Source organism: Micromonospora lupini, assembly GCF_026342015.1.
Lineage (GTDB): Bacteria > Actinomycetota > Actinomycetes > Mycobacteriales > Micromonosporaceae > Micromonospora > Micromonospora lupini_B.
On sequence record NZ_JAPENL010000002.1, the window covers coordinates 428,502 to 453,654 of the forward strand.

Here is a 25,153-nt window from a genome sequence, read left to right on the forward strand (position 1 = left end):
ACGCAACCTTTAGTTGCACGTCACGATCGTGTCGTACCCGAGGAACAGAATGCGGTGCATGTCTGAGTCAGGTCCCCAGCGACACCACACCATCGACTACATCGAGTTCACGGTGACCGACCTCGGCGAGGCCAAGCGCTTCTACGCCGACGCGTTCGGCTGGCAGTTCACCGACTACGGGCCGGAGTACGCGGGCATCCGCAGCCCGCACGGTGACGCCGCACCCGAGGTGGGTGGTCTCCGTCGGGACGAGAAGGTGCGAGTGGGCGGGCCGCTGGTGCTGCTCTACTCGACCGACCTGGACCGGTCCGTGCAGGCGGTGAAGGAGGCCGGAGGCCAGGTGGTCGACGGGCCGTACGAGTTCCCCGGGGGCCGCCGGTTCCACTTCACCGACCCCAGCGGCAACGAGCTGGGCGTCTGGGCCGACCAGTAGCGGGCAACGGCCACACGTGAACGAAGACGAGAGCCTTCGCCGCTACGGCCTACGGCCGTCCTCTGCGGACCTGCCGCGGATCCGCCAGGTGCTGCTCGCCGAAGCTGAGCGTGACCAGCAGGACCAGGACACCGAGCTCATGAAGCTGTGCTGCCTGCAACTGTTCAACGCCGGGCAGTTGAGCGACGTGCTCGTGATCTGGCGAGCCAAGGAGTCGAGCTTCGACGCCCACTGCTCGATCGACGTCCAACTGCTATGCGGCGCCGGACTGGCCGCCACGAAGGCGCACCTGGAGGCCGATGGCTCCCCGGACGCCGCCGACGCACGTCAGTACCTGCTGGAGTGCGAGGCCGCCGGCGACTTCGACGGCTTTTCAGCAGCCGAGCAGTCCCGCTGGAGAGCCGACTACTACCTGACCTGACGGACCGCTGCCAGCCGCGACGTCGTCACACTCGGGGCGGCAACGCCCCGCCCAGGGTGATGGCGAGGTAGGCGTTGCGACGTGCAATGAGTCGTCGCAGGTACGGCCGCAGGACGAGGCTGGCCACGAGACGGCCGGCGAGGCCCATCGGTGCGGTGAAGTCGACGACGTCGCGCATGACCGTCGCCGAGGGGTCGGCCGGGTGCGGCGTCGAAGACGGCCTCCGGAACGGCCTGTACGTCAGTAGTGAGCTGGATGCGCGGCACCCAGACACAGTAGGCCCGGGTCGCCGCGACAGCATGATCCGATGGTCACCGCCGGCGGGCGCGGAGCACGCCGGTAAGCATCGGCACTGTGAACTCACCCTCGGCGGTCTCGGGCCTGCTCCCCAGGAAGTCGCGGATCCGGGCGAGCGTGGCCTCCCGTTCCGGCTCCGGCATGACAAGCATTCCGGCCCGGGTGGCGAGTGTCGCGATAAGCGAATCGGCCGTTCTGAGCTGTCCATGGGGAAACTCCGCCTGCTCCGCCGGACCGAACCGGGCAGTCGGGCCGGTACGCGGAACGAGCATGTCGGCGGTAGCCGCGCGCCAACTGGTGACCGTGTCACGCGGGCCGATCGCCGCGCTCCCGCTGACCCGTTCGAGGCCGGCGACCCAGTCGATCCGGTCGTCCATGGTGTTCCACAGGCCCGCCAGGACGCCGCCGGGTGCCAGGACCCGGGCGATTTCCGGCCCCGCGACGGCCATGTCGAACCAGTGCAGGGCGTTGCCGGCAAGCACGGCGTCGACGGACGCCTCCGGCAACGGAATCGCCTCGGCACCACCAGGCAGGGCACGAACGGCAGGCATTGCGCGGCGCAGCTCGGCGAGCATCGCCGGATCGGGTTCGACCGCGACCACGTCCGCGCCGAGGGCGACCAACGTGGCGGTCAGCTTGCCGGTGCCGGCGCCAAGGTCGAGCACTCGCGAGCCGGGCGCGAACTCAAGCGCCCACCGCACCGCGGCCTGCGCGTAATCCGGGCGATGCTCGGCGTACGCGGACGCCGCCGAGCCGAACGACGAGCTGAGCGACATCAGTTCCTCCACGGGCGCACCTCCTCTCGGGTTCCTGGATATCGGGGTGTCCCGGCCGTCCGGACACCCCGCTTCTCAGGAATCCGAGTTGATCAAACCGGGCTACGATGCCTACTCCCGCCAACCGGTCAGTTCCACTCCCTTGGCCAGCTCCACGCGGAAGCCGATGCTGATCTCGCCGCTCTCGCCAGGCGCGAGCGACAGCCGCCAGGCCAGCTCTCCCAGCTCCGTACGCTCCGCCGGCGCCGGCGCCAGATTCGTCTCCCGCACCACCACCGCCTCGTCGCGGGACACCGGCAACTGGTCACGCACCTCGACCGTCGCCGAGCGCGGCGTGTGGTTGGCGACGGTGATCCGGTAGTCCACCTCCCGCCGCCGCGTCGACCCGAGCGTCGCCTTGGTCTCCGAGCGCCGGTGCAGCTTCCGCTCCACCCGCAGCCGGTCGTCGACCCCGAGCCCCAGCTCGATCTCCTCGCCCGGCGCCCACATCGGCAGTTCCGTGGCCGCGACGAAATCGGCGCCGTGGAACACCGCCGCCGGACCGGGCAGCATCGTGTGATCCGACGTGTTGCGTACCGTGGCTCGCAGGTGCGCCTCGGCGGCGCGGACCGGCACGGTCACGTGGTCCAGTCGGGCCGGCAGCTCGACCACGGCGATTGTGGCTCGGTGCGCGCTGCCGTCGGCCGGCACGGCTGCCGGCCTCGCCGGCCGATAGGTGGCCGCGCTGACGCCCTGCTCGACCTGGGCGACGCTCTCCTTCATCCGGGGCAGGGGCGCCGCGGACCGGGCCGGCGCCCCGCCCGGTGCCGGAGGCGACATTCCGGCCGGCACGGCCACCGCCGCGGGGCCGACCAACGCCGGCCGGAACCGGTCGAGATACCAGGGCGACAGTTCGGGTACGACTGTCGTCGCGGCGGGCCGGGCGGTCGAGAGCTGAAGCTCGCACTCCGGCCAGTCCTCTCCGGTGTTCTGACTGACCAACCCGAACCAGGTGACGGTGACGGTGTCCTCGACCAGCCGCAGGTCGTAGGAGGGCCGCCACACCGCACCCTCGACCAGGTAGGTCAGCTCCAGCTCCAACTCCGCGTCATCGGCCGCCACCGAGACCGTCACCTCGGCGGCCAACCGGTCCGGCGTCCGCTTGCCGCGCGCGGCTTTCAGGTCGCGCTCGACCGCTGCCAACTCCGCGGCCAGGTCGGTGCGCCGCCGAGACAGCCCGCGCCGCCGGCCGCGTGACTCGGCGAGCTGACCGGCCACCGAGTCGGTGAAGGCCGCCACGTCGGTCGGCGCCGCGTCGCCGGAGGCCAACGCCCGGGCGTACGTGCCACCGGCGCGCTCGGCCAACCGGGTGAGGAACTCCCCGCGCTGTCCCTCGATTCCGTCCGCGTCCTCGACCTCTGCCGACTCGTCGCTCAGCTCGCGGTGGCGCTGTTCGAGGGTGACGATCTGCGGGTCGGCGCTGCGGGCCTGCCGCCAGGTGGTCACGTCCACACCGAGGACGGTGGCCGCGCCTCGACCACCGACCCGGATGGAGTCGCGTCGCAGGCCGAGTGGGAGCGGCGCGACGCGTAGGCGGTGCTCGCCGGCGGTCAGCCGGGGGCTGCTCCGGCGAGTGACCCGGGCCCGGTCCGGGTAGACGGTGACACCGACGATTGGTGCATCGATCTCTGTGCTCTCCACGGCGCGAGGGTAGTCCAAGCCTGCCGCGCCAGCGCGCCCCGCAGCACCCGCAGGGCACGATGACGTGCGGAATTGGCTGAGGATTGTGGGCCGCCAACCCATTCCGCTCCGGTCCACGCTGGTCGGCTTGCTCAATTCGCAGGTGTGGTGCCGAGGAGATCGGTCTGTTGCTGACAAGCGCGTAGCCGACGTTTGACCAGGTGGGCGAGGTGGTTGAGGCCGCGGGCCGACACGAGCTTCGTTCACCGACCGCAGGTGCGGTCAGGGCGGCGTGTGCGGGACAGTTCCGCACAGCTCAGGTCCTTGTCGGCAGCCCAAACCGTCGGCAAGGCTCGCTGCGATGACAGCTAGTCTGTCGAATCGTCCACTGGGGATGGTCGGGTCCGCCCACGTGGGCCTGACGCCACCCCGATCACCAAGTCCCAAGGAGTGAGTTCATGGGGTTTCGCCAAGTTATGTTGCGTGTCGGGCTTGCCGCTGCCATCGTGGTCGGATCGGGAGCCTCAACCGCAATGCCTGCGTCCGCCGCCAGCAACGACAGTTTTTGGACTTGGACCGCCGATGGCACCGATGGCTGCGGGTACATATTCTTCACTGATTACGGCGAGGGAGCGCCCGGAGGCGGACCCAACGACGACTACATAACAATTCAGGATCTGTGTCCGGACGGCCATGGCGTAATGGGTTACGCGTGGCTGGATGGTGTTTACCTGGGCAAGGAGTACAACGGCATAGGATGGGGCTACGATTCCGTGGTCTGGGATCCGTTCCCGTCCGGCAATGTAAAGGCAGGACAATTGGTCGGCATCAAGGTGTGCCTCGTCGATGGAGCGAATGATCCGACTCCGTCGTACTGCGCATCGGTGAGCCAGCGGAGCGTTGATGGCTAACCGACGGTCCCGGCTGATCTTCTCAAGTCAGACGTTGAAGCGGAACTCCACCACGTCGCCGTCCTGCATGACGTACTCCTTGCCCTCGATGCGGACCTTGCCCGCCGCCTTGGCCGCCGCCATCGACCCGTGCTCGACCAGGTCGCCGTAGGAGACCACCTCGGCCTTGATGAAGCCGCGCTGGAAGTCCGAGTGGATGACACCCGCGGCCTCCGGCGCGGTGGCGCCGACCGCGACGGTCCAGGCGCGCGCTTCCTTGGGGCCGGCCGTGAGGTACGTCTGGAGCCCGAGCGTGCGGAAGCCGACGCGGACGAGCTGGTTGAGGCCGGGCTCGTTCTGGCCGATCGACTCCAGCAGCTCGCGGGCCTCCTCCTCGGGCAGGTCCACCAACTCGGATTCGATCTTGGCGTCCATGAAGACGGCCTCGGCGGGAGCGACAAGGGCGCGCAGCTCGTCGAGGAACGTCTCGTTGGCCAGTTCGGCCTCGTCGACGTTGAAGACGTACAGGAAGGGCTTGGTGGTGAGCAGGTGCAGCTCGCGCAGGTGCTCCAGCTCGATCTTGGCGGCGGCGGCCCCGGAGTACAGGGTGGTGCCACCGTCGAGCACCTCGATGGCGGCCTTCGCGGCGGCGACCGCGGCGGCCCGGTCCTTGCGGAGCTTGGCCTCCTTCTCCAACCGGGGCAGCGCCTTGTCCAGGGTCTGCAGGTCGGCGAGGATCAGCTCGGTGTTGATCGTCTCGATGTCGTCGGCCGGGGAGACCTTGCCGTCGACGTGCACCACGTTCGGGTCGGAGAAGGCGCGGACCACCTGGCAGATCGCCGAGGCGTCCCGGATGTTCGCCAGGAAGGCGTTCCCCCGGCCCTGGCCCTTCGACGCGCCGCGCACCAGGCCGGCGATGTCGACGAACGACACCGGGGCCGGCAGCACCTTCTGCGAGGAGAAGATCTCGGCCAGCTTGCCCAGCCGCTCGTCGGGCAGCCCGACCACGCCGACGTTGGGCTCGATGGTGGCGAACGGGTAGTTCGCCGCCAGCACGTCGTTCTTGGTCAACGCGTTGAAAAGCGTGCTCTTGCCGACGTTGGGCAGGCCGACGATGCCGATGGTGAGACTCACGACGGGACAGCTTACGCCGGTGCCGGCCGGAGCGGTCCACGCGGCTCCGATTCGGCCGGTCAGCCGAGCAGGCGCGGAGCGATGACCGTCTCCGCGACGGTGCCGTCGGCGGCGCGGCTGACCTCGTACGCCGAGACGCCCTCGCGGTCGGCGACCGCCTCGACCAGCCGGGTCCCCCGGTAGACCAGGCCGACGCCGTCGTCGGTGCAGTGGCTGGTGGGCAGCGTCCCGTCGGCGACCAGCTCGTGCATCAGCGGGCGGCGCTGGGCCTCGCTGTTGTAGTGCACGCCGTTGCCGTACGGGAGCCAGCCCAACGCCTCGGTGAAACCGCGCAGCCGGGGGCCGAAGCTGTCGGTGGCACCGCCCACGTGCCAGCAGATCGAGCCGGCCGAGACGCCGGCCAGCACCACGCCGGCCTGCCAGCACTCGTGCAGGATCTCGTCGAGGCCGTGCACCCGCCAGACCGCGACGAGGTTGGCGACGCTGCCGCCACCGACCCAGATGACGTCCTGGGCGAGCAGGTGGGCGCGGACGTCGTCGACGTTCGGCATCGGGAACAGCGCGAGGTGCGACAGGCGGAACCGGGTGTCGGCGAACGCCCCGTAGACGGCGGCGAACGAGGTGGGCTGGTCGCCCACGGCCTGCCCGAGGTAGCAGATCCGCGGCTGCGAGCCGGCCTCGGCCAGCTCGGCGGCCAGCTCGAAGATCGGGCCGGGGCGCAGGTCGGTAGGCCCACGATCGCCCCGGAAGAAGCCCATGCTGGTGGCGAGGATTGTCGGTTCGCTGGTGGGCATCGGAGTCCTTCCATCGGGGCGGTCCGGCATCCATCCTGCCGCAGTCGATCATCCGCCGCGCAGCGGATGGGCGGGCGCAGGCTCAACCATCGGTGCGCGGTGATCGGCGGAGCGCAGGCTCAACCATCGGCGCGCGGTGATCGGCGGAGCGCAGGCTCAACTGGCGCGGCGTTGGCGGGGCACCAGGGCCACCGGGCCGGACGGCGGGGCATCGCCCGGCGCCCGTGCCGAGCCGACGTGGGGCTCGGTGGGCTCCCCGTCGGCGGGGTCGGCGCCGGTCCCGGCCGACCTGCTGGACGCCTGCTCCCCCGGTGCCTCCGTGCACGCGCCGGCCGACGCGTCGCGGAGGGCAACGCCGCCGTCGGGCAGCTCGTCGAGCGGGCGGTCGGTCGCGGGCAGTTGCGCCGCGGCGGCGCGGGGCAGGGTGAACCGTTCGGCGGCGCCCGGCCCGGCCCAGACCGACTCGCGCAGCATCCAGCGGACCTCGTCGGCCGTCCAGCCCAGCTCCGGTCGGGCGGCGATCTCACGGACCAGCCGCCGGGCGGCTCGGGTGTCGTCGTCGTAGAAGCGCATGCACCAGTGGTGCGTCCACATGCCGAGCGCCCGCAGGCCGGCGTCGTCGAGCGAGCGGGCGAGCCGGCCGCAGGCGGTGTCGGTGAACGCCCGCTCGTGGTCGCCCGCCCGGTCCCGCTCGATGGCGCCGACGGCGGCCGGCGCGACGGCCCGCATCCGGCGGTAGAAGGACTGCACCACGGCACGGGGCAGCGGCGGGAACGCGCCAGGTGTCGATGCCGCCGCCCGACCCGCCACGCTCGCCATCGCCGCACCCCTTCTTGAGTTGGTGGCCGGACGCTACCCGCCACGACCGACACTTCCGGGCGGAAATCCCCCACCCGGCCCTCTTTCCCCTGGTGATCAAGAGCTTTGCGTCACCGGGCACGGGGTCTGGTGACGCAAACCTCTTGATCACCGTGCGGGGAGGTGGGGGGAGGCAGGGGGTGGGGTGGGAGGGTTGGGGGGTGGGAGGGTTGGGGGTGGGAGGGTTGGGGGTGGGAGGGTTGGGGGTGGGCGCCGCCTTGGGCCGGGTGCCTCAGTCGCTGACCGGGCAGATCGTCACGCCCGGCGACCGTCGGTACGCGCAACTGCGCTCGACGTACACGACCACCGCCTCGCCGGCCGCCGTCCTGCTGCCCAGGACCACCGCTCAGGTGATCGACGCCATCCGGTACGCGCGGGAGCAGCGACTGCCGATCGCCGTCCGCAGCGGCGGGCACGGCTTCTCCGGGGTCTCCTCCAACAACGGCGGGATCGTCATCGACCTGTCGATGCTCAACCGGGTGCGGGTGCTCGACGAACGGGCCGGACTGGTCCGGGTCGAGGCCGGCGCGCGCCTGGCGAACGTCGCGCAGGCGCTGGCCCCGTACGGCCTGGTGGTCAGCTCGGGCGATTACGGCGGTGTCGGCGTCGGCGGGCTGGCGACCGGCGGCGGCGTCGGCTGGCTGGTACGCGCCCACGGCCTCACCATCGACCGCGTCCGCGCGGTGGAGGTCGTGCTCGCCGACGGGACGCTCGTACGCGCCGACGCCACCCACGAACCGGAGCTGTTCTGGCTGGTCCGGGGGGCCGGCGCGGGGGCCGGCGTCGTGGTGGCGTTCGAGATCGAGGCCGCCGAGCAGCGCAACGTCGGCGTGGCGCAGTTGGTCGTCGAGGCGCACCCGGACGGTCGTACCGTCCGCGAGTGGGCGAGCTGTCTGGCGCAGGCACCCCGGGAGCTGTCCGCCGCCGCCGTGCTGTTCGCCGAGGGCCGCTCGACGCTCATGTCCGTCACCGCCGTGGTGGCCGCGGAGAGCCTGCGCCGCGTCCGGCCCGTCGTGGAGCCGCTGCTGGCCATCGGCAGGGTGCTCGAACACCGCAGTGACCTGCTGCCGTACCCGACGCTGGTGCCGACCGCGCACCTGCACCCGAACGTCGGGCAGCAACGGGGTACGACCACCAACGGGCTGTTCACCGAGCTGGACCCGGGCGTCGCCCGAGCGGTCATGCGGGCTACCACAGGTCCGGGCCGCGCGGTGGTCCAACTGCGCTCGGTCGGCGGGGCGGTCAACGACGTCGCCGCCGACGCGACGGCCTACCCGCACCGGCACCAGAGCACCCTGGTCATCGCCTCGACGTTCCCACCGCAGGGCGGCGCGGCGTTGGACACCGCCTGGCGGGCCGTCGGCGCGCGCGCCGACGGCGAGTACGTCAACTTCGAGAGCCGACCGGACCCGGCCGCGTTCGCCCGGATCTACCCGGGCGAGACCGGCGCCCGGGTGCGCCGGCTGTGGAAGCGGTACGACCCGGACGGCGTGTTCCGCTCGCCCCTGCTCAACGGCCAGGCCGATCGATCGGGGCAGTCCAACCGGTCGGAGCAGTCGACGCGGTCCGGGCAGTCCGCCGGGTCGGGGCGGTCCGGCCACTCCGCCCGGTCCGGGCAGCGGTCGGGCCAGCCGCACCGCCGTCGCCGCTGAGCGGGCGGCGTCCGGGCCGGCGAACCCCCTAGCGACGGCCCGCGCACGCCCAGGTCCGATTCCCGCCAGCCGAGGGCCCGACCAGCGGGGCACCATGGGTGACGTGGAGATGGACTTCGAACGGTGCTACCGGGCGGTGGACAGCCGTGACCAACGGTTCGACGGCTGGTTCTACACGGGCGTGACGTCGACCGGGATCTACTGCCGGCCGTCCTGCCCGGCGACCACGCCCAAGCGGCACAACGTCCGGTTCTTTCCGTCGGCCGCCGCCGCGCAGGGCGCCGGGTTGCGCGCCTGCCGACGCTGCCGGCCGGACGCCGCACCCGGCTCGCCGCAGTGGGACGTCCGCGCCGACGTGGTCGGCCGGGCGATGCGGCTGATCGCCGACGGGGTGGTCGACCGGGACGGCGTACCGGGGCTGGCCGCTCGCCTCGGCTACACAGAACGGCACCTGCACCGGATGCTCCGCGCCGAGATGGGCGCCGGGCCGCTCGCGCTGGCCCGGGCCCAGCGGGCGCAGACCGCCCGGATCCTGATCGAGACGACAGGTCTCGGCATGGCCGAGATCGCGTTCGCCGCCGGGTTCGGCAGCGTGCGGCAGTTCAACGACACGGTCCGCGAGGTGTACGCCAGCGCACCGTCCGAGCTGCGGACGGCCCGGGGCCGGCACCTGGCGGCGGTCGGGGCGGGAACGATCACGCTCCGGCTGGCGTACCGTCCGCCGCTGCACGCGCGGGCGCTGCTGGACTTCCTCGCGGTGCGCGCGCTGCCCGGCGTGGAGGAGGTTCGCGACGGGACGTACCACAGGGGGTTGCGGTTGCCGCACGGCGTCGGCCAGGTGGCGCTGACGCCGGCGGACGGGCACGTGGCGGCGACGCTGCGCCTGGCCGACCTGCGCGACCTCGCGCCGGCGGTGGCCCGCTGCCGACGCCTGCTCGATCTGGACGCGGACCCGGTAGCGGTCGACGCCACGCTCGCGGCGGACCCGGCGCTGGCCCCGGCGGTGGCCGCCGAGCCCGGCATCCGCGTCCCCCGCGCGGTAGACGGCTTCGAAATGGCGGTGCGAGCCGTCATCGGCCAACAGGTCTCGGTCACCTCAGCCCGCACCACCCTGACCCGCCTCCTGACCCCTCCCGATACCACCACCGACGGCGTGTCGCGACAACAACTTCATGATCACCGAGAGCTGCGGGGGTTTCTGGGGGCTGAGGAGGTTTTGGAGGTTCCGGACGACGGATTTGGGATGCCGGTTCGGCGGCGGGAGACCATTCGTGCGCTTGCGCGCGCCGTCGTTGACGGCACCCTCGACCTGGCGCCGGGTGGTGACCGGGAGGAGACCGTACGGCGGCTGCTCGCGCTGCCCGGCATCGGTCCGTGGACCGCCGGCTACCTCGCCATGCGCGCCCTCGGCGACCCGGACGTCCTCCTCGACACCGACCTCGCGATCCGGCGCGGCGCGACCGCGCTCGGCCTGCCCGACACGACCCTCACCGCGCACGCCGAACGGTGGCGCCCCTGGCGGTCCTACGCCACGATCAGACTCTGGAGAGCGGCATGAGCATCGACAGCACAGTCCTGACCACTCCGACCGGCCCGCTGAGCATCCTCGCCGGCCCGGACGGCGAGGTCCTGGCGGCCGGTTTCACACCCGACCCGGCGGCGCTGCTGCCGCTGATCCACCCGACCCTGCGGGCGCCGCTGCGGCAACGCGCCGACCTCGGACCGGCCACCGTGGCCGTCCGGTCCTACCTGGACGGCGACCTCACCGCCATCGACTCGGTGCCGGTACGACAGCACACCGGCGGCGCGTTCATGGCGCACGCCTGGCAGGTGCTGCGCGAGGTCCCGGCGGGTGCCCCGGTCACCTACACCGGGTACGCGGCGCTGGCCGGCCGACCACCGGCGGTACGCGCCGCGGCGGCGGCCTGTGCCCGCAACGCGGCGGCTCTCTTCGTACCCTGCCACCGGGTGCTGCGCACCGACGGCACGCTCGGCGGCTACCGCTGGGGCCTGGACGTGAAGGAGTGGCTTCTCGGTCATGAGCGGCTGTTGACAGCAAGCTGACAGCAGCATCGACACCTATTGACGCTACCGTCGGGTAGTGCCTGTGGAGAGCGACGGCGACCGGGCCGCCCCGGTCGCCGCGGGCCGCCACCCCGTGCACAACCTCTGGCGGCTGCGCCGCTACCTGCGCCCGTACGCCGCCGAGTTCGCCTGGTTGCTTGTCGCGGGGCTCGCCGGCACGGCCGCCGGGATCGCCGTACCGCTTGTGGTGCAGCGCGTGGTGGACGGGCCGGTGGCCCGGCACGAGCCCGCCGGCCTGCTCCAGCTCGGTGGTCTGGCGCTGGTGCTCGGCGTGGTCGAGGCGGTCCTCATCTTCATCCGGCGGTGGGTGCAGTCGTCCTCGGCCGTGGGCATGGAGGCGGCACTGCGCGCCGACGTCTACGCGCACCTGCAACGGCTGCCGGCCAGCTTCCACGACCGCTGGCAGTCCGGCCAGCTTCTCTCCCGGATCACCAGCGACCTGTCGGTGATCCGCCGGTTCCTCTCGTTCGGTGTCTTCTTCCTGGTGCTCAACCTGACCACCTACGTGGTGGTGGTGCTGCTGCTGATCCATCTGCACGCGGCGCTCGGGCTGCTGGTCGCGGCCAGCGCGGTGCCACTGCTGCTGATCACCCGCCGCTTCGGCCGGCACTACCACACCGCGGCCCGCCGGATGCAGGACCAGCAGGGCGACGTGGCGACGCTTGTCGAGGAGACCGCGCAGGGCCTGCGCACCATGAAGGCGTACGGCCGGGGGCCCGAGTTGGCGGCCCGCTTCGCCGCCGGGGCCCGGACGCTGCACGACACAGGTGTGAGCAAGGGCCGGCTGCTGGCGAACACCGCGGCGCTGCTCGACCTGGTGCCCAACGTGACCCTGGGCGTGGTGCTGGTGGCCGGGGCTGCCGCCGCAGCGCAGGGCGTGCTCACCATCGGCGAGCTGGTGGCGTTCGCCAGCCTCCAACTGATGCTCATCTGGCCGGTGCAGTCGCTGGGCTGGATCATCGCCAACGGTCAGGAGGCGGCCACCGCCGCCGACCGCATCCAGGAGGTGCTGGACACTCCGCCGCAGATCGTGGACGCTCCCGACGCGCGCGTGCTGGGCCGGGACGCGGTCCACGGCCGGCTCCGCTTCGAACGGGTCGACTTCCGCTACCCGGGCGCCACCACCGCCGTACTGCACGAGATCGACCTGACCGTCGAGCCGGGCGAGACGTTGGCCCTGGTCGGGGCCACCGGCTGCGGCAAGAGCACGCTGCTCTCTCTGGTGCCCCGGCTGCACGAGGTGACCGCCGGCCGGATCACCCTGGACGGGCACGACCTGCGCGAGCTGCGGCTGGCCTCGCTGCGCCGACTGGTCGGGGTGGCCTTCGAGGAACCCACGCTCTTCTCCATGTCGGTGCGGGAGAACCTCACCCTGGGTCGCCCGGACGCCGACGACGACGAGGTCCGCGCCGCCCTCGCGCTGGCCCAGGCCGATTTCGCGTACGACCTGCCGTGGGGTCTGGCCACCCGCGTGGGTGAGCAGGGGTTGTCCCTCTCCGGCGGCCAGCGGCAGCGGTTGGCGCTGGCGCGGGCGGTGCTCGGCCGCCCGGCGCTGCTGGTGCTCGACGACCCGCTGTCCGCCCTCGACGTACACACCGAGGCGCTTGTGGAGGCGGCGCTGCGGCAGGTCCTGCGGGCCAGCACCGCGCTTCTGGTGGTGCACCGGCCGTCGACGATCGCGCTGGCCGACCGCGTCGCCCTGCTCGACCGTGGACGGATCGCGGCGATCGGCAGGCACTCGGAACTGCTGGCCAGCGTGCCCGCGTACCGGGCGTTGCTCGCCGCCGAACCGCCGCCCGCGCAACCGGCCGGGGCGACCGACACCGCGCCGGGGCGCACCGGGCCGGCGGGGCCGGGCGCGTCCACCCCGGACGGGTGGGGGCTGGTGCGCTCGTGACCTCCGCGGAGCAGGTCGACCCGCCTCCCGATGGGAAGGAGCCGGAGCTGACCCGCTGGCGGGGAACGGCCACCGACCCGGAGGCCGACCGGAGCCGGGCCGAGGAGACCACCCCGGAGGCGGAGGCCCGGCTGCGCCGGCACAGCCGAGCCCTGCTGGCCGACCTGCTGCGCCCGCACCGGGGTCGGCTCGCCGCGGCGGTCGGCCTGCTGCTGGCGCAGAACGCCGCAGCGATGGCCGGCCCGTACCTGGTCATGGTCGGCATCGACCGGGCCATCGGGCCGCTGCGCGCCGGGAACGCCACCCCGCTGGTCGCCGTCGCCGGGGCGTTCGCCGTGGCCGCCGTCACCGAGTACGCGGCCCGCCGCGGCTTCCTCGCCCTCTCCGCCCGGATCGGCCAGGCGGTCCTCCTGGACCTGCGGCAGCGGGTGTTCGGACACTTCCTGCGACTGTCGGTGGGCTTCCACGAGCGGTACACGTCGGGCCGGATGGTGTCCCGGCTGACAAGCGACCTGGACTCGATCGCCGAACTGGTCGACGGTGGCATCGACAGCCTGGTGCTGGCCGGGCTGTCGATCCTGACGGTGGCCGGCATCCTGCTCTGGCTGGACCTGCCGCTGGCCGCGGTGACGCTGTTCGCGTTCCCGTTCCTGTTCTGGCTCTCCCGCTGGTTCGCCCGGGCGTCGGCGGGCGCGTACCGGCGGACCCGGGAGGCCGTCGCGCTCGTCATCGTGCACTTCGTCGAGTCCATGCGGGGCATCCGGGCCGTGCAGACGTTCCGCCGGGAGCCCCGCAACCAGCGGATCTTCGTGGCGCTCGGCGACGACTACCGGCAGACCAGCCTGCACGCGTTCCGGCTCATCGCCACCTACTCGCCGGCGATCAAGCTGATCGGCAACGTCACTGTCGCGCTCGTGCTCTGCTACGGCGGGTGGCGGGTGCTCGGCGGACGGACCGAGATCGGGGTGCTCGCCGCGTTCCTGCTCTACCTGCGCCGCTTCTTCGAGCCGATGCAGGAGCTGAGCCAGTTCTACAACTCGTTGCAGTCGGCGACGGCGGCGCTGGAGAAGCTGGCCGGGGTGCTCGACGAGCGGCCGGCCGTGGCCGAACCCGCCCGACCGGTGTCGCTGCCGACCGGCCCCGGTCACGGCGAGCTGACCTTCCGGGGCGTCTCCTTCGGCTACCGCGCCGACACGCCCATCCTCGCCGGGCTGGACCTGACCGTGCCGGCCGGACAGACTGTGGCGCTGATCGGGCCGACCGGCGCGGGCAAGTCGACGATCGCCAAGCTTGTCGCCCGGTTCCACGATCCGGACGCCGGCACCGTCCTGCTGGACGGGATCGACCTGCGCGAGGTGGCCGACGCCGACCTGCGCCGCGCGGTGGTGCTGGTGACCCAGGAGAACCACCTGTTCAGCGGCACGGTCGCGGAGAACATCCGGTTCGGCCGGCCGGACGCCGACGACGCCGAGGTGCGGGCCGCCGCGCAGGCGATCGGCGCGCACGATTTCATCGCCGCGCTCCCCGACGGGTACGCGACGCAGGTGCACAGGCGCGGCGGTCGGCTCTCCGCCGGGCAGCGGCAACTTGTCGCGTTCGCCCGGGCGTTCCTGGCCGACCCGACAGTGCTGATCCTCGACGAGGCGACGTCGTCACTTGACGTGCCGACGGAACGGCTGGTGCAGCGGGCGCTCGGCACCATCCTGCGGGACCGCACCGCGCTGGTGATCGCGCACCGGCTCACCACTGTGGAGACCGCCGACCGGGTGCTCGTCCTCGACGGCGGGCAGGTCGTCGAGGACGGGCCGCCCGCCGTGCTGGCCGCCACCGACGGTCGGTACGCGGACCTGCACCGGCAGTGGCGCGACTCGCTGGTGTAGAGCCGGCGATACGCAACTCCGTGGCCCGGCACCCTGCTGATGCCTACGATCGGCAGATGACCGATACGGCGAGGACGGCCCGCGCCGGCGTTCCCGAGCGTCCGAGCCTGGACGGGCTCGAGGAGCGCTGGGCGCACCGCTGGCAGGAGGACGGCACGTACGCGTTCGACCGGGCGAAGGCGACCGTTCCGGGTCGCGGCGCGGCGTCAGACGCGCCGAGCCGGAATGGTCGTAGGAAGGACGTGTACGCCATCGACACCCCGCCGCCGACCGTATCGGGCGAGCTGCACATGGGTCACGTCTTCTCGTACACGCACACCGACACCGTCGCCCGCTACCAGCGGATGCGCGGCAAGACCGTGTTCTACCCGATGGGCTGGGACGACAACGGCCTGCCCACCGAGCGTCGGGTGCAGAACGTGTACGGGGTGCGCTGCGACCCGGCCCTGGCGTACGACCCGGTGTGGCGGCCACCGGCCACCCCTGTCGACGACGCCGCGCGCCGCGACCCCACGCCGATCTCGCGGCGCAACTTCATCGAGCTGTGCGAGCTGCTGACCGTCGCCGACGAGCAGGTCTTCGAGGCGCTCTGGCGGCGGCTCGGGCTCTCGGTGGACTGGTCCCTGACGTACACGACCATCGGTCGGGTGGCCCGCGCCACCAGCCAGCGGGCGTTCGTGCGTAACCTGCGCCGCGGTGAGGCGTACCAGGCGGAGGCACCGACGCTGTGGGATGTCGGCTTCGCCACCGCTGTCGCGCAGGCAGAGCTGGAGGACCGGGAGCGCCCCGGCGCCTACCACCGGCTGCGGTTCGCCGGGCCGGATGGGCGCGAGGTGCTCATCGACACCACCCGGCCGGAGCTGTTGCCGGCCTGCGTCGCGCTCGTCTGCCACCCCGACGACGAGCGGTACGCCGATCTGGTGGGCACGACGGTGCGCAGCCCGCTGTTCGACGTCGAGGTGCCGGTGCGCGCCCATCCGCTCGCCGACCCCGCGAAGGGCACAGGCATCGCGATGGTCTGCACGTTCGGCGACCTGAGCGACGTGACCTGGTGGCGGGATCTCGACCTCGACACCCGGGTGGTCATCGGCCACGACGGCCGCCTGCTGCCCGAGCCACCGGCCGGGGTGCCCGCGGCGCCGTACGCGGCGCTGGCCGGGCAGACCGTCAACGGCGCCCGCCGGGAGATCGTGGGGATGCTCGCCGCCGCGGGTGACCTGATCGGCGAGCCCCGCCAGATCACCCACCCGGTGAAGTTCTACGAACGCGGCGACCGGCCACTGGAGATCGTCTCGACTCGACAGTGGTATCTGCGCAACGGCGGGCGGGACGCCGACCTGCGGGCGGCGCTGCTGGCCCGGGGCGCGGAGCTGCACTGGGTGCCGGCGCACATGAAGCACCGCTACGACAACTGGGTGGGCGGCCTGACCGGCGACTGGCTGGTCAGTCGGCAGCGCTTCTTCGGCGTGCCGGTGCCTGTGTGGTACCGGCTCGACGACGCTGGCGAACCGGACTGGTCCCACCCTCTCACGCCCGACGAGTCCGCGCTGCCAGTCGACCCGTCAAGTGATCCGGCGCCCGGCTACGACGAGTCGCAGCGCGGGCGCCCGGGCGGTTTCCTCGGTGACCCGGACGTGCTGGACACCTGGGCCACCTCGTCGCTGACCCCGCAGATCGTCGGTGGCTGGGAGACCGACCCGGACCTGTTCGCGCAGGTCTTCCCGATGGATTTGCGCCCGCAGGGGCAGGAGATCATCCGGACCTGGCTGTTCGACAGCGTGGTCCGATCGCACTTCGAGCACGGCATGCTGCCCTGGCGGGACACCGTGCTCTCCGGCTGGATCCTCGACCCGGACCACAAGAAGATGGCCAAGTCCAAGGGGAATGTGGTCACCCCCCTGCCGCTGCTGGAACAGCACGGCGCGGACGCGGTGCGCTACTGGGCGGCAAGCGGCAAGCCCGGCATGGACCTGGCCTTCGACCCGGCGCAGATCAAGGTCGGCCGGCGGCTGGCCACCAAGTTGCTCAACGCGACGAAGTTCGCGCTCGGCCTGGGCGCCGGGGACGCGTTGCGCGCCGTGGCGACCGTCCCGCTGGACCGGGCCATGCTCGCCGAGCTGGGCACCGTGGCCAGCGCCGCGAGCACCGCCTTCGACTCCTACGACCACACGGCCGCGTTGCAGGTCACCGAGGCGTTCTTCTGGCGCTTCTGCGACGACTACATCGAGTTGGTCAAGGAACGGGCGTACGGCACCGGGGCGGCGGCCGACTCGGCGCGGGCCGCGCTGGCCACCGCGCTGTCGGTGCAGCTACGGCTGTTCGCCCCGGTGCTGCCGTACGTCACCGAGGAGATCTGGTCGTGGTGGCGGTACGGGTCGGTGCACCGCGCGCCCTGGCCCACCACGTACGAGGTGGACCGGACGATCGAGGGGACGGGCGAGCCGGCGCTGCTGCGGCTCGCGGGTGACGCGTTGGGCCAGGTGCGGCGGGCCAAGTCGGAGCGGAAGCTGTCCATGAAGGCGGAGGTGCCGCTGGCCGAGGCGCTGGGCCCGGCGGCGCTGCTGGAGCAGCTCACCCTGGTCGCCGACGACCTGCGCGCGGCCGGCCGAATCGGCAAGCTCGACCTGCTCCCCGACCGCACCCCGGAACTCGTCATCGCCTGCGCCTTCTGACGGGCGTCCGACACCCGCCGGGCGGAGGGCGGGACGGGTCCGCCGCCGCCACCCCCCGGGGCGGCGGCGGACCCGTCGCTCACCAGCCGCGCAGGAAGCGCAGGCCGAGCAGGATGGCCGCCACGGCCGGCCCGACCAGCAGGGTGATCGCCTGGAGCCGGTACGGCATCCGATGCCGCGTCAGCTCGCCCGCGTTGCCCAGCACGATCGCCCCGGCCAACATCAGGAACACGCCCCACCAGCCCGTCTCCAGGTGGATGAGGCGGATGTGGATCAGTTGCAGGGTCGCGCCGAGCAGCGCGCCGGTGAGCGCGAGCAGCGCCACCGCGCGGTGCAGGCCACGAGCCAGTGGGTGGGCGGCCCGCCAGCCGTACGTGCCGGCGACCGCCAGGCAGGGCAGCCCCACCAGCAGCGGCCAGCCCTCCCCCATCGCCCCGAACATCAGCAACGCGCCCACCACGAACACCAACGTGCCGACGCAGGCGATGACGTACCCGGCGAAGGCCCGACCGCCGCCGCGGGCCAGCAACGGCCCGCCGCTGGCCGCGATCAACGCGGCCGGGATCAGGATGAAGCCGGCCCACCAGTGGAACCGGCCGCTGCCCTGGGCGGCCGTCGCTACCGTCGCGCACGCCAGCCCTGCGACCGCCAGGCTCGTGAGCCACGGCCGGCTGCTCCGGGAGTACGGCTCAGCCAACGATGTCCACTCCGCTTCGACGCTCACACCCACGAGCCTGGGCCCCGATGCCCCGTCCGGTCCATCCGGCCAGCCCTACCCGTCGCCGGGGGCTGGCCGGAACCGTACCCCGCACCGACCTCAGCTCGTCTCGCCGGCCACGCTGAACGAACGCAGTCGGTTGACCGCCAGCACGGTGAAGCCGACGCTCACCAGCGCGGTCATCACCGAGGCGACGGGCACCGACACGGTGGTCTCCAGCAGCCCGCTGGGGGCGAGCCGGTCGGCGAGGGCGATCACGTACTGCTGGATGGAGAGCACCTTCGTGCCGCTGACGAAGTTGCCCAGCAACCCCTCCCAGATCAACACGTAGACCAGGCCGAGCAGCACCGGCCGCCGGGTGACCAGGCTGAGCGCGAGGAACAGCGCCGAGTACGCCAGCGCGCCGAGCGCCGCCGCGAACGCCAGCGCCAGACCGAGGCGTACCGAATGGGCCAGCACGCCCGCGACGTAGAGCGGCACCGCGACGGTGGCCGCGGTGACACCGGCGGCGACCGCGAGCTTCGGCAGGATGATCTGCCAGCGCGGCAGCGGCTTGGTCAGGATGTGCACGACGGTGCCGTCGTCGATCTCCGCGCCCAGCACGCCGGTGCCGATGATCAACGCCACCACCGGCAGCACCACCGCCAGGCCGAGGCCGACAAGCACCGGCGGCGCCCACTGGCCGGGGTCCACATCAAGCGAGCGGCAGAGTATGGCAAGGCCGAGGAGCACCAACGGCAGCGGGAGCAGCAGCAGGAACCGGCGTCGGCCGAACAGGCCACGCGCGGTGATCCAGGTAATTGTCGACATGTTCTCAGGCCTCCACCAGGTAGGAGAAGACGCTCTCCAGGGACTCGTCGGACGGCACCAGCTGGCGCACCCGGATGCCCTGGCTCAGGGCGATCCGCGGCAGCGCCCGGGTGAAGGCGCCGTAGTCGCCGGCGCGCACGGTCAGGCCGGTGCGGTCCAGCTCGACGCCGCTCACCGACGCCTCGGCGATCAGGGCGACGGCAAGCGCCCGGTCGTCGGTGGAGCGCACCGCGAAGACGTGCGGGCGGTTGGTCATCAGCCGGCGGATGGTCCGGAAGTCACCGGAGGCCGCCAGCCGACCGGCCACCATCACCTGCACCGTCCCGGAGACCTGCTCGACCTCCTCCAGGATGTGCGAGCTGAACAGGATCGTCCGGCCGGCGTCGCCCAGCTTGTGCAGCAGATCCATCATGTGCAGCCGCTGACGTGGGTCCATGCCGTTGAACGGCTCGTCGAGCAGCAGCACCTGCGGGTCGTGCACAAGCGCGGCGGCAACCCGGGCACGTTGCCGCATGCCCTTGGAGTACGTGCCGATCCGGCGGTCCTGCGCCGACTCCAGCTCCACCAGGTCAATGGCCCGTCGGGCCGCCGCCGCCGGGTCGGCCAACCGGTGCAGCTTCGCGCTGGCGAGCACGAACTCGTACGCGGTGAGGAAACTCTGCACCGCCTCGCGCTCGCTGACCAGTCCCAGCCGACGGTAGACGTCGGGGTTGCGCCAGGTCGGCTCGTCGTCCAGGGTCACCGTGCCGCGCGACGGGGCGAGGAACCCGGCCATCATGTGCAGCAGCGTGGTCTTGCCGGCGCCGTTCGGGCCGAGCAGACCTGTCACACCCGGCCCGAGGGCCATGCTGATGTCGTTGACGGCGACCACATTGCCGTACCACCGGGACACCCCGGTCAGGCTCAGCGTGCTCATCAGGAGGCGACCTTCCGGTAGCGGGCCAGCAGGAGGGCTGTCGCGCCGGCGACCAGCAGCACCGCGACCAGGGCGTAGACCGGGCCGAACCCGCCGATCAGCATCTCGCCCGGATCGCCCTCGACCAGCAGGTCACCAAGCGACCAGATGCCGACTCCCTGCACAAGCGTGGTGGGCGACGCCAGCCCGGCCAACTCGTTGGCCGTGTGCGACGGCAGGATGCTCAGCACGCCCACGATCGGGGTCGTCATCAGGAAGACCGCGACCACGCCGCCGGCGGCGAAGGCGCGCTTGCCGGTCAGCGACGCGATGAGCAGCCCCACCGAGGCGAAGACGACCGCCCACAGCGCGGCGTAGAGCAGGCCGGGGAGCAGGTCGAGCAGCTCGTTCCAGACCCCGTGCAGCCCGTCCTTGGTGGTGAACGCGGCACCCAGGAACATCACCAACTGCGGCCCACCGAGCAGCAGCCAGAGGCCGGTGACGAGCGCCAGCAACTTGGCGAGCGCGTAGTCGGCGCGGGGCAGCGGTCGGGAGAAGTACAGCGGCAGCACACCGCTGCGCAGGTCCCGGGAGACCAGCTCCGGCGCGGCCACCGCGACGAAGAACAGGACCAGCCAGCTCATCGCGTCGGCGAACTGGGCGTAGGTGGCGACCGGCTCGCCGAGCTGGCTGCGGAGGGCGGCCAGCGCCACCGCGACCAGGGTGACGATGCCGACCACCAGCCACGGGAAGATCTTGGCCTTGGCGCTGCGCCCGAACCCGAAGATGGTACGCAGCCCGTGCAGGTAGAGCGCGCCGAAGACGTGCCGGCGGCCCAACCGTGGGCCCTCGTAGCGTTGGTAGCCGATGTCGTGGATGACGCCTGTCGGCGTGGGCCGCACGGTGGCGGATGACAGCTCAGGCATGGGTGAGCTCCCTCGTGGCGAAGAGTTCGGCCACCCGGTGCCGGCGCTGGTCCAGCCGGTGCAGCGGCAGGTCCAGTTCGGCGACCGCGCCGAGGATCAGGTCGTAGGTGCTGTCGTCGGCGAGCGGTACGAGCAACAGCCGGCCGTCCCGCGCCACCGGCAGTTTCAGCTCCGCGAGCCGGGCGGCCAACTCCTCGGTGCCCTCGCTGACCTCGACGGCAAGCACGTCGGTGGCCGAGGTCATCGCGGAGATGTGGTCGGCGCGCAGCAGTTTGCCGCCGTCGATGGCGATCAGCGTGTCGCAGATCCGCTCGACCTCGCCCAGCAGGTGCGAGCACACCAGCACGGAGATGCCGAACTCGGTGCCGATCCGGTGCACAAGCGCCAGCATCGCGTCCCGGCCGGCCGGGTCCAGCCCGTTGGTCGGCTCGTCGAGCAGCAGCAGGTCGGGGTCGTGCACGAGCGCCTGGGCCAGCTTGACCCGCTGCTTCATGCCCGTGGAGTAGCCGCCGACCGGGCGGTAGCGCTCCTCGTAGAGCCCGACGTGGCGCAGCGCCTCCGAGGCGCGCTCGCGGGCCGCGGTGCGCGGCAGGCCACTCATCCGGCCGAGGTGGGTCACCAGCTCGGCGGCGGACAGGTCCGGTGGGAGGCAGTCGTGCTCGGGCATGTAGCCGACGCGGGCACGGACCGCCGCGGGCTCGGTGGTCGGGTCGATGTCGAGCACCGAGACCTGACCGCTTGTCGGGGCGATCAGGCCGAGCAGGATCTTGATCAAGGTGGATTTGCCGGCGCCGTTCGCGCCCACCAGGCCGATGATCCCGGGCTCGACGGCGACGGTGAGGTCGGTGAGCGCGGTGACCCGACCTCCGTACGTCTTGGTGAGCGACTGGGTCGCGATCAGTGTCACGACGCCAGCGTAGGGAGTCGATGGCCCACACCGACACCGGCGCGCCCCCGGGTGCTCCCCTGATCCTCACGGCGAGCCACCCCTAAGGTCCGCGGGGGACAACGACGAACGTTTGCGCCGGTCGTGCGTTCGGCCAGACCCCGCCGCCGGAAAGACCCCTCCCGGGTGGCACGATTCACTTCCCGTTCACCGGGCAGTGTTCCGGGGGATATTCGGCCGCCAAAGCGGGAGGATCGTGATGGTCGAGGTTGGCGTCCCCAAGGTGAGTGTCGTGGTGCCCGCGTACAACTGCGGTCGGCACATCGAGAAGCTTGTGGAGTCGCTGCTGCGCCAGTCGTTACCGGCCGACGAGTTCGAGGCGATCTTCGTCGACGACGGGTCGACCGACGGCACGGGCAAACGGCTGGACGGGCTGGCCGCCGAACACCCGCACATCCGGGTGCTGCACATCGAGAACTCGGGCTGGCCGTCGCGCCCGCGCAACCTCGGCATCGAGGCGGCCCGCGGCGAGTACGTCTTCTTCGCCGACGACGACGACTGGTTCACCGACCAGGCGTTGGAACGGCTCTACGACTGCGCGAAGACGTACGACGCGGACCTGGTGATCGGGAAGATGGCCGGGCACGGGCGCGCCGTGCCCCGGGAGCTGTTCCGCAAGAACCGCTTCGACGCCACCCTGGAGAACTCCCCGCTGATCGACAGCCTGACCTGTCACAAGATGTTCCGCCGCTCCTTCCTCAACGAACACGGGCTGCGGTTCCCGGAGGGCGGCAAGCGGCGACTCGAGGACCACGCCCTTGTCGTACGGGCCTACTTCCTGTCCCGTCGCACCTGCGTGCTGTCCGACTACACCTGCTACCACCACGCCCAGCGCGGCGACGCAGGCAACGTCACCGCGTCGCGGCTGGAGCCGGCGAGCTACTTCGCGAACGTGCGTGACGCGCTCGACGTCGTCACCGCCCACACCGAGCCGGGGCCGCTACGCGACCGGCTGCACCGGCGGTGGCTGCGCAACGAAATGATCAACCGGCTGCGCGGCAAGCGTCTGCTGGGGGCTCCCGACGACTGGGTGGACCAGGTCGCGGCCGAGATCCAGCAGATCATCAAGGAGCACCTGGCTCCCGGGGTCGCCGCTGGTCTCCCGCCGCTGCAACGGGCCGTGGCGTACCTGGCCGAGCACGGCCGGGTCGCGGACCTGCGACGGCTGGCCCGGTGGGAGGCGGGCATCGCGGGGCACGGCAGGATCGACGACCTCCAGCCGGACGAGCACGCCGTCACGGTCACCGTCGCCGCCGAGCTGCGCTCCGCGAACCAGCCGATCGGCTTCCGCGCCGACGAGGGGCGCGACGTGTTGGTGCTTCCGGTCGATGAGATCTCCTCCGACGTGCTGGACTCCACCGCGCAGGTCCGCAAGGCCCGCCTCGACGTGGTGGCCCGCCGCCGGGAGACCGGGGACGAGATCTTCCTGCCGGTGGAGTTCCAGGTCGAGCGGGTCGCGGGCGGCGACGGCGCGGAGACCGTCCACCTCGTGCACCGCGCCACCACCACCATCGACTTCCGCGCCCTCAACGGGGGTCGCACCCAGGGCAGTTGGCTCCTCAAGGCACGGATCACCAACGCCGGATGGACCGAGGACGCGCGGCTGCCGCTGCTCTTCATCTGCCCGGCCGACGGCGTGCCGCCGCGGATCCGCGACGAGCGGAAGGTCTGGAACCGCTTGCGGGCGGTGGTTCGCCGGGTCCGGCGCTGACCCGTCCGTTCGGGTCGTGGAGTGGCGGCCTCGACCGATCGGCGGTCTGCTGCGAAACTGTGTGCCGGTCAGCGAGTGGGGGGTGTGGATGAGCAACGGCTGGGTGCTGCCCGACGAGGTGCTCCGGGATGCGCCGGCGTACACGCCGCGTCCGGGTGAGCTCGCGGATCTTGAGCTGCTGCTGACCGGCGCGTACGCTCCCCTGACCGGCTTCATGACCCGCGCCGACCTGGTGTCGGTGAGCCGACGCGGCCGGTTGGCCGACGGCACGCCGTGGCAGGTTCCGGTGACCCTGCAGGTGCCGGCCGCGCTGGCGCAGGGCTTCGACCCGCGCGACCCGGCCCGCCGGGCCCTGGTGCTGACCGACGGCGAGGGGGCGCCGGCCGCCGCCCTGGACGTCGCGGACGTCTGGCCGGTACGCGAGGGCGTGGCGGGCCTGGGTGGTCAGCTCCGCCGACTCGGCGAGGGCGGCCACGGCCCGTTCCAGCGATTGCGTCGTAGCCCGGAGGAAGTCCGCGCGCTGCTGCCCCCGGGTCGGGTGCTCGGGGTCATCGCCGACCGTCCGCTGCACCGGCCGCAGCTCGCCCAGATCGCGCACGCCGCCCGGACCCTGGCCGCGCACCTGCTGGTGATGATCCCGGTCGGCGAGGGCGGCGTCGGTGGGCTCGCGCCGGAGGCGCTGGTGCGTACGATCTTCGCCGCCCGGGACCGGATGCCCCCGGCCACCCTGGTGGCCGTGCCGCTGTCCCATCGCCGGGAGGAGATCAGCGACGCTCTGCTGCGTGCCCGCGTCTCCGCCGCGTACGGGGTCACCCACCTGCTCTCGACCGGGGAGATGCTCTCCGGCGCCGGGCTGCGCGTGCTGGTGCCGCGTGAGCTGGCGTACGACAACCGGGACGGGCAGTGGCGCTGGCGGGAGGACATCCCCCCGCGTAACCGCCGCCTCGCGCTCACCCAGGACGAGATCGACGACCTGCTCGACCGGGGCTTCCCGCTGCCGGAGTGGCACACGCCTCCGGCGGTGGCGAAGGAGTTGGCCCGGGCCCGGCCGCCGCGCCGGCACCGGGGGCTGGTGGTCTTCCTGACCGGCCTCTCCGGCTCCGGCAAGTCCACAGTCGCCCGGGGGCTGGCCGACGCGCTCCGGGAGAACGGCGACCGGACGGTGACCCTGCTCGACGGGGACGTGGTACGCCGGGAGCTCTCCGCCGGGCTGGGCTTCAGCAAGGCCGACCGCGATCTCAACGTCCGGCGGATCGGCTGGGTGGCGGCCGAGATCGCCCGGCACCACGGGGTGGGCATCTGCTGCCCGATCGCCCCGTACGCGGCGGCCCGCGCGACGGCGCGGGAGATGGCCCTGGCCGCCGGGGCGGGCTTCGTGTTGGTGCACGTCGCGACGCCGCTGGAGGTCTGCGAGCAGCGGGACCGCAAGGGCCTGTACGCGCGGGCCCGTGCCGGTCTGCTCACCGGCATGACAGGCATCGACGATCCGTACGAGGAGCCGACAGACGCGGACCTGGTGCTCGACACCACCCACCTGAGCATCGCGGACGCGGTGCAGGCCGTGCTGCACCACCTGACCGAGAGCGGCTGGGTGGAGTTGAAGATCCAGTCTGCCTGAGGCGTCGTCCCACCCCTTTCCTTCCGCCGGTTCCGGGCACGCGCTAGTGTTCATCTTTGTTGGAACACGTTCGACCGCGTG

The 25,153-nt window shown here is 72.2% G+C and carries 21 protein-coding genes and 1 pseudogene; 11 read left to right on the top strand and 11 right to left on the bottom strand.

Translation table 11 applies throughout. From position 1 onward, the window contains the following. Positions 1-58 precede the first annotated feature (58 nt). Positions 59-433: a VOC family protein gene (locus OOJ91_RS16815; protein WP_266246039.1), complete on the top strand. Its 375-nt coding sequence runs from the start codon at positions 59-61 to the stop codon at positions 431-433. Between the two features lie 16 nt (positions 434-449). Next, positions 450-854 carry a hypothetical protein gene (locus OOJ91_RS16820; RefSeq protein WP_266246040.1) on the top strand — a complete coding sequence of 135 codons (405 nt, stop codon included), beginning with the start codon at positions 450-452 and terminating at the stop codon, positions 852-854. Positions 855-879: 25 nt separating this feature from the next. Here OOJ91_RS16820 and OOJ91_RS16825 read toward each other — a convergent pair whose 3' ends face one another. The 3 genes from OOJ91_RS16825 to OOJ91_RS16835 all read right to left on the bottom strand — a co-directional run bounded on the left by OOJ91_RS16825 (position 880) and on the right by OOJ91_RS16835 (position 3,607). Continuing rightward, positions 880-1,032 (bottom strand): hypothetical protein, encoded by a 153-nt coding sequence (locus tag OOJ91_RS16825; protein ID WP_266246041.1) that lies wholly within the window; start codon positions 1,030-1,032, stop codon positions 880-882. A gap of 133 nt (positions 1,033-1,165) precedes the next feature. Beyond that, complete coding sequence (locus OOJ91_RS16830; protein ID WP_266249737.1) at positions 1,166-1,927, bottom strand: class I SAM-dependent methyltransferase; 762 nt, start codon at positions 1,925-1,927, stop codon at positions 1,166-1,168. A gap of 111 nt (positions 1,928-2,038) precedes the next feature. After that, positions 2,039-3,607: a mucoidy inhibitor MuiA family protein gene (locus tag OOJ91_RS16835; RefSeq protein ID WP_266246043.1), complete on the bottom strand. Its 1,569-nt coding sequence runs from the start codon at positions 3,605-3,607 to the stop codon at positions 2,039-2,041. A 437-nt stretch (positions 3,608-4,044) separates the two neighbouring features. Between OOJ91_RS16835 and OOJ91_RS16840 the strand changes: the two genes are divergently transcribed. Continuing rightward, the gene (locus OOJ91_RS16840; protein WP_266246045.1) at positions 4,045-4,497 is read left to right on the top strand and encodes a hypothetical protein; all 453 of its coding nucleotides are present in this window, start codon (positions 4,045-4,047) and stop codon (positions 4,495-4,497) included. 27 nt (positions 4,498-4,524) lie between these two features. Here OOJ91_RS16840 and ychF read toward each other — a convergent pair whose 3' ends face one another. From ychF to OOJ91_RS16855, 3 genes and pseudogenes are all read right to left on the bottom strand, one after another. Then, entirely contained in the window at positions 4,525-5,610 is a 1,086-nt protein-coding gene (gene ychF / locus OOJ91_RS16845; protein WP_266246046.1) for a redox-regulated ATPase YchF, read from the bottom strand. A 59-nt stretch (positions 5,611-5,669) separates the two neighbouring features. Then, positions 5,670-6,404 (bottom strand): peptidase E, encoded by a 735-nt coding sequence (locus tag OOJ91_RS16850; RefSeq protein WP_266246048.1) that lies wholly within the window; start codon positions 6,402-6,404, stop codon positions 5,670-5,672. Between the two features lie 393 nt (positions 6,405-6,797). Next, positions 6,798-7,223: pseudogene (locus tag OOJ91_RS16855) on the bottom strand (hypothetical protein); the annotation flags it as partial. A 245-nt stretch (positions 7,224-7,468) separates the two neighbouring features. Here OOJ91_RS16855 and OOJ91_RS16860 point away from each other — a divergent pair. The 6 genes from OOJ91_RS16860 (at position 7,469) to valS (ending at position 17,448) form a co-directional block, all read left to right on the top strand. Beyond that, positions 7,469-8,914, top strand: coding sequence for an FAD-binding oxidoreductase (locus OOJ91_RS16860; RefSeq protein WP_266246049.1), 1,446 nt, complete (start codon positions 7,469-7,471; stop codon positions 8,912-8,914). A 103-nt stretch (positions 8,915-9,017) separates the two neighbouring features. Continuing rightward, positions 9,018-10,472, top strand: coding sequence for an AlkA N-terminal domain-containing protein (locus tag OOJ91_RS16865; protein WP_266249739.1), 1,455 nt, complete (start codon positions 9,018-9,020; stop codon positions 10,470-10,472). Continuing rightward, entirely contained in the window at positions 10,469-10,978 is a 510-nt protein-coding gene (locus tag OOJ91_RS16870) for a methylated-DNA--[protein]-cysteine S-methyltransferase (RefSeq protein ID WP_266246051.1), read from the top strand. Before OOJ91_RS16865 ends, OOJ91_RS16870 begins: the two co-directional genes overlap by 4 nt. Positions 10,979-11,015: 37 nt before the next feature. Beyond that, positions 11,016-12,896, top strand: a complete 1,881-nt coding sequence (locus OOJ91_RS16875; RefSeq protein ID WP_266246053.1) for an ABC transporter ATP-binding protein — start codon at positions 11,016-11,018, stop codon at positions 12,894-12,896. Further along, positions 12,893-14,776: an ABC transporter ATP-binding protein gene (locus OOJ91_RS16880; protein ID WP_266246055.1), complete on the top strand. Its 1,884-nt coding sequence runs from the start codon at positions 12,893-12,895 to the stop codon at positions 14,774-14,776. Before OOJ91_RS16875 ends, OOJ91_RS16880 begins: the two co-directional genes overlap by 4 nt. 56 nt (positions 14,777-14,832) lie before the next feature. Continuing rightward, a complete protein-coding gene (gene valS, locus OOJ91_RS16885) occupies positions 14,833-17,448 on the top strand; it encodes a valine--tRNA ligase (protein WP_266246057.1) in 2,616 nt (871 codons plus the stop codon). A gap of 79 nt (positions 17,449-17,527) precedes the next feature. Here valS and OOJ91_RS16890 read toward each other — a convergent pair whose 3' ends face one another. The 5 genes from OOJ91_RS16890 to OOJ91_RS16910 form a co-directional block, all read right to left on the bottom strand. Next, the gene (locus OOJ91_RS16890; protein WP_266246060.1) at positions 17,528-18,172 is read right to left on the bottom strand and encodes a hypothetical protein; all 645 of its coding nucleotides are present in this window, start codon (positions 18,170-18,172) and stop codon (positions 17,528-17,530) included. Between the two features lie 93 nt (positions 18,173-18,265). Continuing rightward, positions 18,266-18,976: an ABC transporter permease subunit gene (locus OOJ91_RS16895; protein WP_266246062.1), complete on the bottom strand. Its 711-nt coding sequence runs from the start codon at positions 18,974-18,976 to the stop codon at positions 18,266-18,268. Between the two features lie 4 nt (positions 18,977-18,980). After that, positions 18,981-19,892 (bottom strand): ABC transporter ATP-binding protein, encoded by a 912-nt coding sequence (locus OOJ91_RS16900; RefSeq protein WP_266246064.1) that lies wholly within the window; start codon positions 19,890-19,892, stop codon positions 18,981-18,983. Continuing rightward, positions 19,892-20,797: an ABC transporter permease gene (locus OOJ91_RS16905; RefSeq protein ID WP_266246066.1), complete on the bottom strand. Its 906-nt coding sequence runs from the start codon at positions 20,795-20,797 to the stop codon at positions 19,892-19,894. The genes OOJ91_RS16900 and OOJ91_RS16905 overlap by 1 nt, the downstream gene beginning before the upstream one ends. Then, positions 20,790-21,704 carry an ABC transporter ATP-binding protein gene (locus OOJ91_RS16910; protein ID WP_266246068.1) on the bottom strand — a complete coding sequence of 305 codons (915 nt, stop codon included), beginning with the start codon at positions 21,702-21,704 and terminating at the stop codon, positions 20,790-20,792. Before OOJ91_RS16910 ends, OOJ91_RS16905 begins: the two co-directional genes overlap by 8 nt. A 238-nt stretch (positions 21,705-21,942) precedes the next feature. Here OOJ91_RS16910 and OOJ91_RS16915 point away from each other — a divergent pair, with 238 nt between their 5' ends. Beyond that, positions 21,943-23,454 (top strand): glycosyltransferase family 2 protein, encoded by a 1,512-nt coding sequence (locus tag OOJ91_RS16915; RefSeq protein WP_266246070.1) that lies wholly within the window; start codon positions 21,943-21,945, stop codon positions 23,452-23,454. An 88-nt stretch (positions 23,455-23,542) separates the two neighbouring features. Next, positions 23,543-25,072, top strand: a complete 1,530-nt coding sequence (gene cysC / locus OOJ91_RS16920) for an adenylyl-sulfate kinase (RefSeq protein ID WP_266246071.1) — start codon at positions 23,543-23,545, stop codon at positions 25,070-25,072. Positions 25,073-25,153: the final 81 nt, after the last annotated feature.

What these genes read in the sequence shown, in the direction of transcription:
- OOJ91_RS16830 (WP_266249737.1), bottom strand. Translation starts at nt 1,927, where the DNA reads ATGTCGCTCAGCTCGTCGTTCGGCTCGGCGGCGTCCGCGTACGCCGAG.
- OOJ91_RS16815 (WP_266246039.1), top strand. Translation starts at nt 59, where the DNA reads ATGTCTGAGTCAGGTCCCCAGCGACACCACACCATCGACTACATCGAG.
- OOJ91_RS16825 (WP_266246041.1), bottom strand. Translation starts at nt 1,032, where the DNA reads ATGCGCGACGTCGTCGACTTCACCGCACCGATGGGCCTCGCCGGCCGT.
- OOJ91_RS16870 (WP_266246051.1), top strand. Translation starts at nt 10,469, where the DNA reads ATGAGCATCGACAGCACAGTCCTGACCACTCCGACCGGCCCGCTGAGC.
- valS (WP_266246057.1), top strand. Translation starts at nt 14,833, where the DNA reads ATGACCGATACGGCGAGGACGGCCCGCGCCGGCGTTCCCGAGCGTCCG.
- OOJ91_RS16895 (WP_266246062.1), bottom strand. Translation starts at nt 18,976, where the DNA reads ATGTCGACAATTACCTGGATCACCGCGCGTGGCCTGTTCGGCCGACGC.
- OOJ91_RS16850 (WP_266246048.1), bottom strand. Translation starts at nt 6,404, where the DNA reads ATGCCCACCAGCGAACCGACAATCCTCGCCACCAGCATGGGCTTCTTC.
- OOJ91_RS16915 (WP_266246070.1), top strand. Translation starts at nt 21,943, where the DNA reads ATGGTCGAGGTTGGCGTCCCCAAGGTGAGTGTCGTGGTGCCCGCGTAC.
- cysC (WP_266246071.1), top strand. Translation starts at nt 23,543, where the DNA reads ATGAGCAACGGCTGGGTGCTGCCCGACGAGGTGCTCCGGGATGCGCCG.
- OOJ91_RS16840 (WP_266246045.1), top strand. Translation starts at nt 4,045, where the DNA reads ATGGGGTTTCGCCAAGTTATGTTGCGTGTCGGGCTTGCCGCTGCCATC.
- OOJ91_RS16905 (WP_266246066.1), bottom strand. Translation starts at nt 20,797, where the DNA reads ATGCCTGAGCTGTCATCCGCCACCGTGCGGCCCACGCCGACAGGCGTC.
- OOJ91_RS16900 (WP_266246064.1), bottom strand. Translation starts at nt 19,892, where the DNA reads ATGAGCACGCTGAGCCTGACCGGGGTGTCCCGGTGGTACGGCAATGTG.